Raw genomic sequence first — 14,200 nt, forward strand, 5'->3', positions numbered from 1 at the left:
AGGAGAATAATATCCCCTTTACAGTCATGCCTTAAAATTATCTTAAGTACATAGGAGAGGTGTTGACTGGAAATGTATGAGAAGATTATTGGTCAGACACTTGGTAAGATGACAAAGTTACTGCTTGCATCAGCAGGCCCCTTGCAATATTTTCTCGACTCCCCAGGCGTAACCCACGTTCGTTGTCTAGAGCAAGCATATATTACTTTGCAGCACGACGGAAAAGAAGATGTAGCCACATTATTCAAGGCTCATCATTCTACGCTGACAAAGGGTCTATACTGGGCTGACAGAGGTTGGAAAAACGTCAATCATTTTTATAGCCATCCTGATAAGCAAGGAATCAGCGGTTGGCCAGATGCTACGGCAGAGTGTCAGTACTATTTCAATAGAGCTTTCACATTTCCCCCAAAGAACATTGATAAAGGTATGTTTTTTTTAGGAGCTGCGCTCCATCTAGTACAAGATATGTGTGTACCACACCATTCCTTGGGGGTTGTTTTCGACGGTCACAGAGAGTTCGAAACATGGGCGTCAAAGAACTGGGATAAGTTTCCCGCTACAAAAGGTATCTATTTGCCTTTTTCTCATCCAGCTCAATGGATTGATCATAATGCGAGCCTTTCTGCCCCTCTATATTCCTTGGTATCTCAAGACAAAGGGTGTTCTGAAAAGAGCTACAATAAGGCTGCAAAACGATTGATTCCTCTGACCATTGCCACTTCTGCAGGATTTTTAGATTTTGTTAGTAATCGATTAAATAGTTGAATATTTAGACTTGCGCAGATTTCAGATGAATTTTCTTCCGGCCAGTCTGCTTGAAAAGGGAGTGAGAGAATGGTCGTCCGAGAGGGAGGGCAAGTGTTGAAACAGTTAAGAGTTCTCGTATTTTCGGCAGCGTTTGGAAACGGACATTTCCGGGCGGCAGAAGCTGTTATTGAAGGTATACTCAGCAAAGAACCTCATGCCATAATAATTCATTTGGATTTCGGTGATTTCTTGAGCAAACGGTTTAACACCATGGCCAAAAATGTTTACATTGAAATGATTAAGCATACTCCGAGACTTTGGGGGAAATTTTATTATAGAACTGCGAAACTACGACCCGAATCGAAGATACAACGGTTTCTGAGTCAGTTGGGGCGAAGTGATTTTCTTAAATACATTCAAGAATTTGAACCAGATCTTATTGTATGTACTTATCCCACAGTTTCATCAATTCTAGCTCAATTGAGACGGGAGCAAATTCTCAATGTTCCGGTTATCACCGTAATTACGGATTATACGGTTCACAGTCATTGGGTCCATTCAGGTGTTGATTGCTACATGGTAGCTTGTGAAGAAGTAAAGAATAGTTTAGTGTCATGGGGAATCAAAGCGCAACGTATTCAGGTTACCGGGATTCCGGTCAGCCCAAAATTTGAGAGAGAATTGGATCGGCGACATATTTTTTCCAAGTTAGCTTTAAATCCTGAACTGCCCACCTTTCTAGTGATGGGAGGGGCGTACGGGTGCATAGAAAGCACAAAAAAAATCTGCAATATACTTACAGAATCTCAGGTCCCTGTTCAATCAATTATTGTTTGTGGTAGAAACAAGAAACTATATCATTCTTTAGAAGAGCTGATCGAGCGGTCTAGTAAACCAATGGTACGGTTAGGGTTCGTGCATAATGTGGAGGAACTAATGGCAGTTTCTGATCTAATAGTTACTAAGGCCGGCGGTTTAACTGTTTCCGAAGCCCTAACGAAGCGCTTACCATTGATTATCTACAATCCAATCCCCGGTCAGGAAGAAGAAAATGCGAATTTTGTGCAACGCATTGGTGCAGGATACGTTGCGGGCACTGAAGATGAATTGGGATATTTTCTGAGTCATTTATTGGAAGACCCTAAGGAACTTGAGAGAATGAGAGGGAATGCTGCCGTTGCTTTTCAGCGTCACTCTACCGATCGGGTTGTAGAAAATATGCTTCAATTAAGCATGAATTTAGAAATTGAACAAAAAATCGGCTAGAAATAGTTTAACAGTAAGTTTACATTCTCTTCATTCAGACTTTACAAAAGACTATTAATATAGAGTTAGTCAATTAAACTTACCTTTGTAAAGGAGGGCCTGAATATTGGGGGGAGCTAAGATGTGAACAAAACTTTACTGATAGAGGACGACGTTCAAATACAAGAGTTAGTTCAGTTTAGTTTAGAAAAAGAGGGATTTGTTGTTTTGATCGCCTCTGATGGCGAGCAGGGATTAGATCTTGCCAAAAGAGAAAAGCCCGACCTTATAATTCTTGACCTAACGCTACCTAAAATTGATGGTTATGATGTGTGTAAAATATTACGGGCCCAAAAGGAAACTGCAGGCATTCCAATCATCATTTTAAGTGCCCGTACCGATGTAGCGGACAAAGTAATCGGGCTTGAGTTAGGAGCTGACGATTACCTAACAAAACCTTTTAGTCCCAGAGAATTATCTGCCAGAATTAAGGCAAGGCTTAGAGAAGGGCAACGGAAAAATGAATTATCAAACGGTCCTTTGAAATGGGGGTCCTTAGAGATAGTTCAAGAAAGTTACATTGCTACAATTGCAGCTAAACCGCTAAATTTAACAGTGAAAGAATTTGAATTGTTGGTACTTTTCGTAGCTAATCCTTACCAGGTATTTAGCCGCGAATACCTAATTCAGAAGGTCTGGGGCTACCTTTCCAGCACTGATAGTAGAACCCTTGATGTGCATATTAGTCATTTGCGCAATAAGTTAAAGGCTTTAGGACCAGTCCTGGATTCAGTCAGGGGAGTGGGGTACCTTTTTGCTCGCCGTGAATAAAGAATAAAGTTTTAACTTAAACTTTACATTGATTTCATTAAGACTTTACAAACTTCCAGTATAATCAATTTGGGCTGAAGGAAATTTAAGGAGGAAATAAAATTGTTTAAAACAAAATCAAAAATTGCTCTTGTTGGTACGACTTTAGTTGCTTTAATGGTCCTGGTCGGATGTGGACAAACAGCTGCTCCATCGACTCCAACCCCAACTCCAAGTGCTGCAACAACGATTGATAAGAAAACTATTTCTGCCGCAGGTTCAACAGCTCTCCAGCCACTCGTTAAATTAGCTGCCGATGAATTCATGGCTAAAAATGCTGGTGTGCAAGTAAACATAAGCGGCGGCGGATCGATGACGGGTCTAAACAATGTGGCTAGCGGTGCTATTGAAATTGGTAACTCTGACGTTCTTGCACCGGATGAACTGAAAAGTCAAGGATTGGTCGATCACGAAGTTTGCGTAGCTCCTTTCATACTTATTGCTAACAAAGATGTCACCATTGATAACTTGACCAAAGCTCAAGCTGCGGACATATTTACCGGAAAAATTACCAACTGGAAAGATGTTGGTGGTCAAGATGAAAAGATATCAATTATCGGTCGTGCAGCCTCTTCCGGTACACGTCTGAATGTAGAAAAAATCGTAATGGACGGCCAAAAGATGTCTGACGCTGCCGCCGCTCAAGATTCTACAGGTAACTTACTCACAGGTGTTGGTCAAACCCCTGGAGCAATAGGCTATATTGATGCTGCCTACTTAAAAGATACCGTCAAGGCTCTAAAATTCAATGGCGTAGCATTCAGCGCCGATGCTGTAACTAGTGGACAATATCCAATCTATAGCTATGAGCATATGTATACTAAAGGAGAAGCAACGGGTACAGTAAAACTCTTCTTAGACTATATTAACAGCCCAGAATTCCAAGATCAAAACGTTGAAAAGAGTGGTTTCATCCCATCCACCAAGATGAAGAAGTAATCTAGTCCCTAGCAGGTTTTGTGAAGTTTAAGCTAAATACCGATCCCATCTTTTGTAACATATAGACAAAAATAGGAGCAAGGTTATTCCTTGCTCCTATTTTTAGTCTAGTCAGGAAAGTATTACTTATCGTTCCTAGTTTATATCACGCCATCACGGCGAATTTAACCTAAACTTTACACTCTCTTAATTTTTAGTTTACACAAATGGAGTAGACTATAACAAGCAAAGTGATTTCAATCCGAAAACCGTAAAAGTAGCTTGTCTATGATTAAAGAAAAATTATTAACATGTCTGGGGGTGTAACAGTTTGCCTCACAGTAAGTCCAAGGTGTATTTTAATGACCGCCTGTCCCGATATTTATTTATTAGTAGCGCGGTTCTGGTCTCTTTGATTATCCTTTGTATCATATGGTTTGTTGGAATGCAGGGCCTATCCACCTTTCGACAAGTAAGTGTGCTGGAGTTCTTTACTAGTAGCAAATGGCAACCCGACTCTAACCAATTCGGAGCCCTCACATTTATCGCCGGATCGATTGGAACAACTTTAATCGCCATTCTGCTTGGAGGGCCACTGGGGCTGGCTGGAGCTATCTTTTTGGCTGAAATTGCTCCACCATGGGTAAGGACGTTTATGCGTCCGGCTACCGATCTTTTTGCAGGAATCCCTTCAGTTGTTTACGGATATGTCGGGCTGACGGTCGTTGTTGGGTTCATTAGAAGGTCCACTAACTCCTCTACTGGGTATGGTGTATTGGCAGCTGGAATCGTTCTTTCAATTATGATTTTACCAACGGTTATAAGTCTTTCAGAAGACGCCCTACGCTCCCTGCCAAGAACCTATAAAGAAGCTTCCGTTGCATTAGGGGCAACTCGTTGGCAGACAATCTATCGGGTTCTAATACCTGCAGCTTCGCCAGGAATATTAACAGCCGTTATATTAGCGATGGCAAGGGCTATTGGCGAGACAATGGCGGTGCAAATGGTCATTGGAAATTCTCCACGTTTCCCTAGTTCCTTAGTAATTCCTACATCAACTTTAACCAGTGATATAGTCATGGAAATGGGTAATACTCCTTTTGGCTCGACTTGGAATAATGCGCTATTTTTGATGTCCTTCATTTTGTTATTCATTGCTTTAGGTTTGATCATTCTTGTTCGAACGGCAGTGAGAAAGGGGGCGGCCCGTTGAAAGCTCGCCAAACTGACCGTTTTGCCAGCACTATGCTGTGGTTAGTAGCCATAGTCATTGTAGCTTTATTAATAGCGTTTCTTGGTTATATTTTAGGACGAGGTCTACCTTATTTGACCCCTGATTTCTTCAATGGTCCAGAAGGAGTGCGAGGCCAATTATTTAACTCCTTTTATCTGCTTGCCCTTTCCTTAGCCTTCTCTTTGCCCGTGGGGTTGGGAGCCGGAATTTATTTAGCAGAATACGCCCCCCAAAATAAATTAACCGACCTAATTCGGTTGAGCACAGAGAGTCTTGCCACAGTTCCGTCTATAGTTTTTGGTCTCTTTGGCATGATTGTTTTTGTGAATAAGCTAGGTTTGGGATTCACAATCTTAGGAGGATCCGCCACTTTGGCGCTACTCAATCTACCGATCTTAGTGCGCGTAACTGAAGAGTCTCTGCGGACTGTACCTAAAAGTTATCGCGAGGCCAGCTTAGCCTTAGGGGCTACAATGTGGCAAACTTTACGTAAAGTCATACTGCCGACTGCGCTACCGGGGCTCATTACAGGAGTCACTCTGGTCGCAGGCAGGGCTTTGGGTGAGACCGCTATTTTAATTTTTACAGCTGGGATGAATGTTTCACGTAAATTGTTTGATATTAATCCCTTAGCTGCTGGAGAAACTTTAGCTGTGCATTTATTTGCCGCTAAGTCAAATCCGTTACCGGGGACGAATGCTGACCAAATTGCAGATGGAACTGCTGCACTGCTTATCATTATGGTCATCATCTTTAACATTTGTTTAACACTACCCAGCCGTTGGCTGCAACACCGACTCCTTGGGAAAGATAAGGAGTAGGAGTAAGAGGAATTAAGTGCGTTATAAGGAGAAATTGAAATGGATAAGATCGTGGTCAGTAACCTCGACCTTTTTTATGGTGAACAACAGGCCTTAAGGAATATAAGCTTGGCAATGGCCGAGAAAAGCGTGACTGCTCTGATTGGGCCATCTGGGTGCGGCAAGTCCACATTTCTGAGGACGCTCAATCGGATGCAAGATTTAAATCCTAATGTAAAGATCTTAGGCCAAGTCCGGATTGATGGACAGGATATCTATGCCTCTGACACGGATGTTGTGTTGTTGCGCAAAAGGGTAGGTATGGTTTTCCAACACCCCAATCCTTTCCCCAAATCTGTTTTCGAAAATGTTGCTTACGGTCCTCGGATTCACGGCGAAGCGGATAAGAAAAAACTTAACGAAATAGTAGAGGCTAGTCTTCATGGTGCTGCGTTATGGAATGAGGTCAAAGATCGCTTACACAAATCAGCGCTGGGACTGTCAGGTGGGCAGCAACAACGGCTCTGTATTGCTCGGCTATTGGCGGTAGAACCTGAGATTCTGTTAATGGATGAACCCACATCGGCACTCGATCCCATTTCTACTATGAAGATTGAAGAGCTTATTGTGGAGTTGAAAAATAAATACACAATTATTATTGTTACGCATAACATGCATCAAGCGTCACGAGTATCTGATCGAACGGCATTTTTCTTAAACGGTGATTTAATCGAAGAAGATGTCACAAGTCTCCTATTTACCCGACCTGCCAGGAAAAAAACCGAAGATTATATATCCGGTCGCTTCGGCTAAGGTGCTTTTGCTTTTCTTAGGGTTATTGTATTTTTTGATAGAGAGGAGGGTTAGAGATGCCGACTCGCCAGAAATTTGATAACGATCTGGAGGAACTGCGGTTAAATATATTAGATCTAGGGAAGATGGTAGACCAACGGATCGGTCTCGCCATCCAGTCCTTAATCAACCAGGATATGGAATTAGCTAACACCATCGTTGTAGGAGATTTAGCCGTTAATGATCTACAAGCTAGTATTGAAGAAAAATGTATCCTTCTAATTGCTACGCAGCAACCCTTTGCTCTAGATTTACGCAAGCTTGTAGCAGGTTTTAAAATCTCTATTTATTTAGAAAGAATGGGCGATTTAGCAGTTGACCTGGCAAAGTTAACCATCAGAATAGGTCGAGAACAATTGATTAAACCTTTAGTTGACATTCCCAGGATGAGTGTCTTGGTTCAAGAAATGATTGATCTGGGGCTCAAAGCCTATGTACAGGAAGATTGTAAAGCAGCAGCAGAAATGTCCATGATGGATGATGAAATTGATAAGATTTATGCTCATGTCTTTGGAGAACTACGGGTCATAATGATGGCCGATCCCCAAAAGGTAACTCAAGCTAATTACATAATCTTTGCATGTCGCTTTCTAGAGCGCATGGGAGACTATTGTACAAATATTGCTGAAGAGATCGTATATCTTGTAACCGGAAAGAGAGTGGATCTAAACGAATAGGATAGAAACCTAAGATTACAGGGACTGGCTACATGCCAGTTTTTTTTTTGCTAGTCGGAATGTATAACTTCTCATTCATGTCATGACTCAAAAACTGTGATTTAAGCCACACTACATAAAGCGAATTGTTGTTACACTATCTCTAGTTGTCGAAATGAAAATTTCAAATTGCTGGGGGAATTTATATGCAACAAACGGGATTTCAGCTTGAACATTGTCGTCCCAATTGTCCGAAGGCAGCGCGTGATTGGCACAATCTTTATGATGAACTGGAGATAAAACTAACTGAATTGAACTTACTTCAAATTCTTCAAGATAAGTTTCGTCCTGTTCTTAACCACCATCTCCCGAAGGTTTGTTTGGCCGGTTGTCCCAATGGATGTTCTCAACCGAATATCAAAGATTTTGGCATCTCAGGATATGTAACTCCTAGGATTACTGATGCTCAGTGTTCAGGCTGTAAAGCCTGTGAACGCACATGTTTAGAAGAAGCCATAACTTGCCAGCCGAACGGGATAACTATTGACAATACCCGTTGTATTTCCTGTGGAGATTGTCTCAAAGTATGTCTTTCCGGAACGCTGATCTCTGGAGAAAGCGGTTGGAGCTTGCGTTTGGGAGGACGAGTAGGGCGACACCCTCAATTTGCAAAATTCGCTGGACAAGTTCCGACAGACGAAGAAGTGGTAGCCTGGATTTCCGCTATCATGAGTGGCTATATCAAGGATGCAGGTCCACAAGAAAGATTAACGCACTTCCTTAATGATAATAAAGTTAGTCTAGTGTCGAGCGTGAACGGGAAGAGCGCTCATAAATCCAGCGGCGAAGAATTTCAGGATCAAAGACAGTAATGTTCTTTTTCTTAATATCAATAATTTTTAATTCCTTTAATTCTCCCAAAATGCGGCTAACAGACTCACGAGCAAGACTGCACATCCCTGCAAGCTCTGTCGCGGATAGGGGAATTGTTATTAAAACTCCGTTCAATGAGGATTGGCCATGGACATGGGCTAAAGCAAATAGCTTGGCACCTAAGCGCAGACGGGCATCTCCCAGCGAAAGATTTTTAATTTGCCGATAGGAACGGCGCAAGTCTAAAGCGAGTTCGCGGTAGAAAACCCAGAGAATGGCTGGATTGCTTTCTATAAAACGCATAAAGGTTTGGAGATCAATGGTTAATACTTCCGCCTCTTCGATGCAAAGCGCAGCATGCGGATAAGGTTTTCCGTCTAAAATTACTTCTGGGAAAAAAACTGGAGGACTAAGTACACGAATAATCTTCTCTGAAAACTCACTCATTAAATACAGGCGAACTCGACCAGAGATCAGAAAATAAACCGTATTTCCTTCCTCACCCGAGAAATAAAGGTATTGTTTAGGCGTATAATGACGAATTCGGCCATGCGCTAGGCAGAAATCTATGAACTCAGGTGGCATATTACCTGAAAAAAATTTATGGGTTAACATTTCTCGAATTTGATGATCTTTTGCCACATTATCCCTCCACATTAGATTATTTCAGTGGGAAAGTTATCATTCTTCGCTAGAAGCGGAAAGATTTATTTAATTATAGCATGCAAGTTGAGAGTGAGCGTAATTCCAAAAGTTTAGATTTGAGATTGAACTGAATGAAGACTAAACTGAAGAAATTAATAGAATATGATTTTCAGAAGCGGGAAAAACTATGTTTAGGTTAGTTCACTATATTCTGACCTGAAAGGAAGGATATATATGGGCGCCCACAAGAAAGTTTCGCGACCAAAGGACCCAGCCACCAAAAGTGACCCGCATTATACAGAGTTTGATACACACAAAGAGCGAAATATTCAAAAGTCGTTACCCCGGACAACTCGGTAAAATAAGAGGAGTGTGCTAAAAAAAGCCAAATAGCACACTCCTCTTTATTTGTTTGAATCGGATAACTCTTTGAAAAATTCCGATTTTTATTACCCGCTGTGTACAACAATTGACGGTTCGGGAAGGAGTCGCCACTTTTTTGTCGAATAAAATATTATAATATTTAAATTGCGGGAGGTTGGCCAATGTTAATGGAGGGACAAACCATCTCGATTACCCTTGATGAGATTCTCGACAATACGAATAACGCAATCATTGCCGTCGATCCACAGGGCCGAATTATTTACGCTAATCGAGCCGTTTATAATATATTGAAAATTCCCGACTGGGATCTAGTAGGGCAGTCAGTTTCTGCCGTTATCCCAGGAACCGGGTTACTTCGAGTTTTTGAAAACGGAATTGCTGAGTTAGGTCAGAAGTTTACCTTTAATAACATCATTTTATTAAGTAGTCGCACCCCAATTTATGTGCATGGTGAATTAGTTGGAGCTGCGGCTGTATTCCAAGATATCACAATTCTCCAAAATCTTCTTGACAATTTGGTTATCGAGCATGAGAAGACTAAAGAACTTCAACGCATCCTCGAGGTCGTCATCAATACGGCTTACGATGGACTTATCGTGGTTAATAAAGAAAGAATTATTACTATGACGAATGAGGCCTTTGCAAGCTTTTTCCTGCAATCCCCTGAGGATTTGGTTGGTAAACCCATTACCGAGATCTACGACAACCCTAAATTTACAGAAGTTCTGGAAACGGGCAAACCTGTGCATGGATATATTCATGATTTAAACGGACACGAAATTATCGCTAGTAGAATCCCGATTATCCAGGATGGAGAGATCGTGGGGGCTTTCGGAAAAGTTGTCTTCAAAGATGTTAACGAACTCTACGCCTTAACGAAAAAAGTTGATTCCTTACGATCCGAACTGGACTACTATAAAAAAACCATGTTAGAGAAAAATTGTTCCGCCCTGCAACTCTTAAAAGGAAAAAACCCCTTAATGATCGCGTTAGTTCAAACCGCTCTTCGCGTTGCCAAATCAGGATCTAATGTGCTCTTAAGAGGAGAAAGCGGGACTGGAAAAGAATTGTTTGCTCAACTGCTTCATACGGAAAGTTCTCGCAGTAAAGGTCCCTTTATTAAGGTAAACTGCGCGGCAGTACCTGAAAACCTGCTCGAATCTGAATTGTTTGGTTATGAAGAAGGAGCATTTACTGGAGCCCGTAAAGGGGGCAAGCTGGGGAAATTTGAACTTGCGGATAAGGGCACTCTATTTCTTGACGAAATTGGGGACATGGAGATGGCCATGCAAGCCAAGCTATTGCGTGTTCTCCAGGATCGGGAAATTGAACGCTTAGGAAGCAGTAAGCCACGGAAAGTAGACGTGCGCTTGGTTGCCGCGACCAATCGTGATCTTGAAGCTATGATTCGCGACAAGCAATTCCGCGAGGATCTATATTATCGCTTAAACGTGGTGACTTTTACGATCCCTCCTTTACGGGAAAGGATGGATGATCTCGAAGCTCTGATCGAAACATTTATCAAGAAATTTAACCTCCAATTTGCGCAATCTGTCACGGGAATAACGACAGAAACGAAAAATGTTCTTATGAAACATCGCTGGCCAGGTAATATTCGAGAACTTGAAAATATTATCGAGAGGGCCTTTAACATGCTTGACGGCTCAGAAATTCAGCTTAAACATCTGCCAAATTACCTACAAATCTTAGATGGACGCGAAGCACGCCCTTTTGCCGGCGGTTCCTTAGAAGCTATTCTCAGTGGAGTGGAAAAAGAGGCTCTCATTTATGCCCTGAATACAGCGAACGGGAATAAAGTTCAAGCGGCTAAAACCTTAGGTTTATCTCGGGCAGGCTTATACAAGAAGCTCATAAAGCATCAATTACATTAAACAATCTTCAATATTAGACAAAATACCTAATGGTTTTTTGTCGATATAAAGTTAAAAACTGATTACGATCAATAAACGTGTCAACCGATGGAAGCATGTCTCCATTGGTTGACACGTTTATTGATGTCGGGACCCTGAAGCGGATTGCGAGTACTAATGACTAAAAAGTGTAAACAAGTGTGAACATTTAAAACAGTTAGGCATTTTAAGGATTGGTGCGCAAAAAGAGCCATAACCCTTGGTATAAGTGAAAGTTGAAAATTTTGAATCTAATGAATAGTCATTGGCACGGTAATTGCATTATAAATTCGTTAGATTACGAAACTACTGATTTAACTTGTGACTCGTAACAAAAATAAGGAGGAGTAAGCGTGAAGACAATCATGGTCATTGGAGCCGGACAAATGGGCGGGGGAATCGCTCAAGTTGCTGCTCAAGCGGGCTACTCTGTCATTTTAAATGACATTAAAGATGAATTTGTAAATCGGGGTTTTGGCATCATTGATAAGAACCTCAGCCGTAGTGTCGAGAAAGGGAAACTTAAGGTGGAGGACAAAGAACTCATTTTAGGACGTATTACCAAATCGACCTCCTTACAAGATGCTGTATCGGCCGACCTGGTGGTTGAAGCTGCTGTGGAAAATATGGCAATTAAGGGTCAAGTTTTCTCGCAACTTGATGTAATTTGCCCAGAACATACGATTCTCGCCACTAATACATCATCCTTGCCGATTACCGAAATTGGCGCGTTTACTAAACGGCCGGACAAAGTGATTGGGATGCACTTCTTTAATCCTGTACCAGTAATGAAGCTCGTTGAAATTATCAGAGGTTTAGCCACCAGTGACGAAGTTTATAAAACGATCGAAGAGCTCAGTGTCAAATTAGATAAAACACCAGTGGAAGTCAACGACAACCCTGGATTTGTGGTGAACCGGGTCTTAATCCCAATGATCAACGAAGCTGTTTACACTTTAGCTGAGGGAGTTGCCACAACACCTGAAGCTGTTGATAATGCTATGAAATTAGGATGCAATCATCCGATGGGACCTCTAGCCTTAGGGGATTTGATTGGTCTTGACACAGTTCTCTCAATTATGGAAGTTCTCCATGAAGGCTTAGGAGATAAATATCGCCCTTGTCCATTACTGCGCAAATATGTTAAAGCAGGTTGGCTGGGACGTAAATCTGGCAGAGGTTTCTATAATTACGCTAAGTAAAGAAAATAACAATTTTGGTTTCCCTCTCTTTCGGAGATGAAAATAAGATGTTCTATGAAAGGGATTGTGAAATAGAGGAGGAGACAGCGTGGAATATAGCAATCTTTTATTAGAAAAGAACGGTGCTGTCGCCGTTCTGACGATCAATCGTCCCAAAGCCTTAAACGCCCTAAACAGTGACACATTGTCGGAACTGTCCACCGCGCTCGATGAGCTGGGGAGGGATTCCAGTGTCAAAGCAGTAATCCTCACAGGAAGCGGAGAAAAGGCCTTTGTCGCAGGAGCAGACATTTCGCAGATGAAAGACTTCAATGCCTTGGAAGGTCGGCTTTTTGCTCAATTGGGTCAGGCAACCTTCCGCAAAATTGAACTGTTGCCTCAACCAGTGATTGCGGCAATTAATGGCTTTGCCTTAGGCGGCGGGTGCGAATTAGCATTGGCTTGCGACATTCGTCTAGCCAGTGAAAATGCAAAGTTCGGTCAGCCTGAAGTGACACTTGGACTAACTGCCGGATTCGGAGGAACCCAGCGTTTACCACGTCTAGTCGGTACAGGATTAGCCAGCGAGTTGCTTTTTACAGGTGACATCATTGATGTTCAAGAAGCTTATCGGATTGGGTTAGTTAACCATGTCTATCCTTTAGACACCCTTATGGAAGAAGCTCAAAAGTTGGCGAAGAGAATTGCCGGAAGAGCACCGGCAGCTGTTCAGCTCAGTAAAAGTGCCATTCAGCGAGGCGTTAATATGGATTTGGATAGTGCCCAAGCCTTTGAAGCAACTGCTTTTGGTTTAACTTGTAGTACCCAGGATCAAACCGAGGGCTGCACATGCTTCGTGGAAAAACGCAAACCGGTTTTCGAAGGTAAATAAGATTCTTGATATTTAATTAAGGAATTTTTAAAAATTAGATTGTAGAGTTGAAAGGATTGATTATTAATGAATTTTGAATTAACTGAAGAACATAAAATGATGCGTAAAATGGTTCGCGATTTTGCTGAGAAAGAGTGCAAACCAGGCTTAGAAGAGCGTGACGAAAATGAAGAATTTTCTATGGAGCTTTACAGACAAGCCGCTGAACTCGGCTTGGCCGGAATTACGTTCCCTGAAGAATACGGCGGTATTGGTGCAGACTATATTTCCTATGCTATCGCTGTCGAAGAACTTTCCCGTGTCGATGCTTCTATGGGAGTAACCATTTCCGCTCATTCCAGTTTAGGTGGTAACCCTATCAACATGTTTGGTACTGAAGAGCAAAAGAAAAAATACCTAACACCCTTAGCAACCGGTGAAAAACTTGGAGCTTTTGGTTTGACAGAACCTATGGCTGGATCGGATGCTTCAGGAACAAGAACAACAGCTGTTAAGGATGGAGATTCCTACATCATAAATGGCAGCAAAATCTTTATTACCAACGGATACTATGCTGATATCTATGTGGTTACAGCTCAAATGGACAAGAGCAAAGGAAATAAAGGAATTGCTGCATTTATTCTTGAAAAAGGAATGCCTGGTTTTTCCTTTGGTAAAAAAGAGAAAAAGATGGGGATTCGTTCTTCAGCCACTTATGAATTAGTATTCGAAGATGTCAGAGTTCCCGCTGAAAACTTGCTTGGTAAAGAAGGACAAGGCTTTAAAGTTGCTATGCAAACACTTGATTACGGCCGTATCGGTATCGCTTCTCAAGCTTTAGGTATTGCTCAAGGCGCTTATGAGGCAGCTCTTAATTATACTAAAGAAAGAGAACAGTTCGGAAAACCCATTTCTACGCTCCAAAACACTCAATTTAAATTAGCTGATATGGCTATGCAAATTGAAGCAGCCCGCCTCCTCGTTTATCAATCTGCTTTTGTTGCCTCGCAG

Annotated in this window: 14 protein-coding genes; 13 read left to right on the top strand and 1 reads right to left on the bottom strand. The window is 41.9% G+C overall.

Annotation, left to right across the window (positions count from 1 at the left end):
* The first annotated feature begins 72 nt into the window (after positions 1-72).
* The 9 genes from DSBG_RS19975 (at position 73) to DSBG_RS20015 (ending at position 8,197) form a co-directional block, all read left to right on the top strand.
* Positions 73-768 carry a zinc dependent phospholipase C family protein gene (locus DSBG_RS19975; protein ID WP_068966542.1) on the top strand — a complete coding sequence of 232 codons (696 nt, stop codon included), beginning with the start codon at positions 73-75 and terminating at the stop codon, positions 766-768.
* Positions 769-864: 96 nt separating this feature from the next.
* A complete protein-coding gene (locus DSBG_RS19980; RefSeq protein WP_068966568.1) occupies positions 865-2,016 on the top strand; it encodes an MGDG synthase family glycosyltransferase in 1,152 nt (383 codons plus the stop codon).
* Positions 2,017-2,139: 123 nt separating this feature from the next.
* The gene (locus tag DSBG_RS19985) at positions 2,140-2,826 is read left to right on the top strand and encodes a response regulator transcription factor (protein ID WP_068966545.1); all 687 of its coding nucleotides are present in this window, start codon (positions 2,140-2,142) and stop codon (positions 2,824-2,826) included.
* Between the two features lie 102 nt (positions 2,827-2,928).
* Positions 2,929-3,804 (top strand): phosphate ABC transporter substrate-binding protein, encoded by an 876-nt coding sequence (locus tag DSBG_RS19990; RefSeq protein ID WP_068966548.1) that lies wholly within the window; start codon positions 2,929-2,931, stop codon positions 3,802-3,804.
* 310 nt (positions 3,805-4,114) lie between these two features.
* Entirely contained in the window at positions 4,115-4,996 is an 882-nt protein-coding gene (pstC, locus tag DSBG_RS19995; protein ID WP_068966550.1) for a phosphate ABC transporter permease subunit PstC, read from the top strand.
* Entirely contained in the window at positions 4,993-5,838 is an 846-nt protein-coding gene (gene pstA / locus DSBG_RS20000; RefSeq protein ID WP_068966552.1) for a phosphate ABC transporter permease PstA, read from the top strand. The genes pstC and pstA overlap by 4 nt, the downstream gene beginning before the upstream one ends.
* Before the next feature lie 39 nt (positions 5,839-5,877).
* Positions 5,878-6,630 carry a phosphate ABC transporter ATP-binding protein PstB gene (pstB, locus tag DSBG_RS20005; protein WP_068966554.1) on the top strand — a complete coding sequence of 251 codons (753 nt, stop codon included), beginning with the start codon at positions 5,878-5,880 and terminating at the stop codon, positions 6,628-6,630.
* A gap of 56 nt (positions 6,631-6,686) precedes the next feature.
* On the top strand, positions 6,687-7,346 hold the full coding sequence (gene phoU, locus DSBG_RS20010) for a phosphate signaling complex protein PhoU (RefSeq protein ID WP_068966556.1): 660 nt from the start codon (positions 6,687-6,689) through the stop codon (positions 7,344-7,346).
* Between the two features lie 185 nt (positions 7,347-7,531).
* Positions 7,532-8,197, top strand: a complete 666-nt coding sequence (locus tag DSBG_RS20015; protein ID WP_068966558.1) for a 4Fe-4S dicluster domain-containing protein — start codon at positions 7,532-7,534, stop codon at positions 8,195-8,197.
* Here DSBG_RS20015 and DSBG_RS20020 read toward each other — a convergent pair.
* A complete protein-coding gene (locus DSBG_RS20020) occupies positions 8,121-8,813 on the bottom strand; it encodes a Crp/Fnr family transcriptional regulator (RefSeq protein WP_068966570.1) in 693 nt (230 codons plus the stop codon). The genes DSBG_RS20015 and DSBG_RS20020 overlap by 77 nt on opposite strands.
* 575 nt (positions 8,814-9,388) lie before the next feature.
* Between DSBG_RS20020 and DSBG_RS20025 the strand changes: the two genes are divergently transcribed.
* From DSBG_RS20025 to DSBG_RS20040, 4 genes are all read left to right on the top strand, one after another.
* Positions 9,389-11,119, top strand: coding sequence for a sigma 54-interacting transcriptional regulator (locus DSBG_RS20025; RefSeq protein WP_068966560.1), 1,731 nt, complete (start codon positions 9,389-9,391; stop codon positions 11,117-11,119).
* 371 nt (positions 11,120-11,490) lie between these two features.
* Positions 11,491-12,339 (top strand): 3-hydroxybutyryl-CoA dehydrogenase, encoded by an 849-nt coding sequence (locus tag DSBG_RS20030; RefSeq protein WP_068966562.1) that lies wholly within the window; start codon positions 11,491-11,493, stop codon positions 12,337-12,339.
* An 88-nt stretch (positions 12,340-12,427) separates the two neighbouring features.
* Positions 12,428-13,210, top strand: coding sequence for a short-chain-enoyl-CoA hydratase (locus DSBG_RS20035; RefSeq protein ID WP_068966564.1), 783 nt, complete (start codon positions 12,428-12,430; stop codon positions 13,208-13,210).
* A 66-nt stretch (positions 13,211-13,276) separates the two neighbouring features.
* Positions 13,277-14,200, top strand: a 924-nt coding sequence (locus DSBG_RS20040; RefSeq protein WP_068966566.1) for an acyl-CoA dehydrogenase family protein, incomplete at its 3' end; no start/stop codon positions are given.

The organism is Desulfosporosinus cupriresistens (genome assembly GCF_001707885.1).
Lineage (GTDB): Bacteria > Bacillota > Desulfitobacteriia > Desulfitobacteriales > Desulfitobacteriaceae > Desulfosporosinus.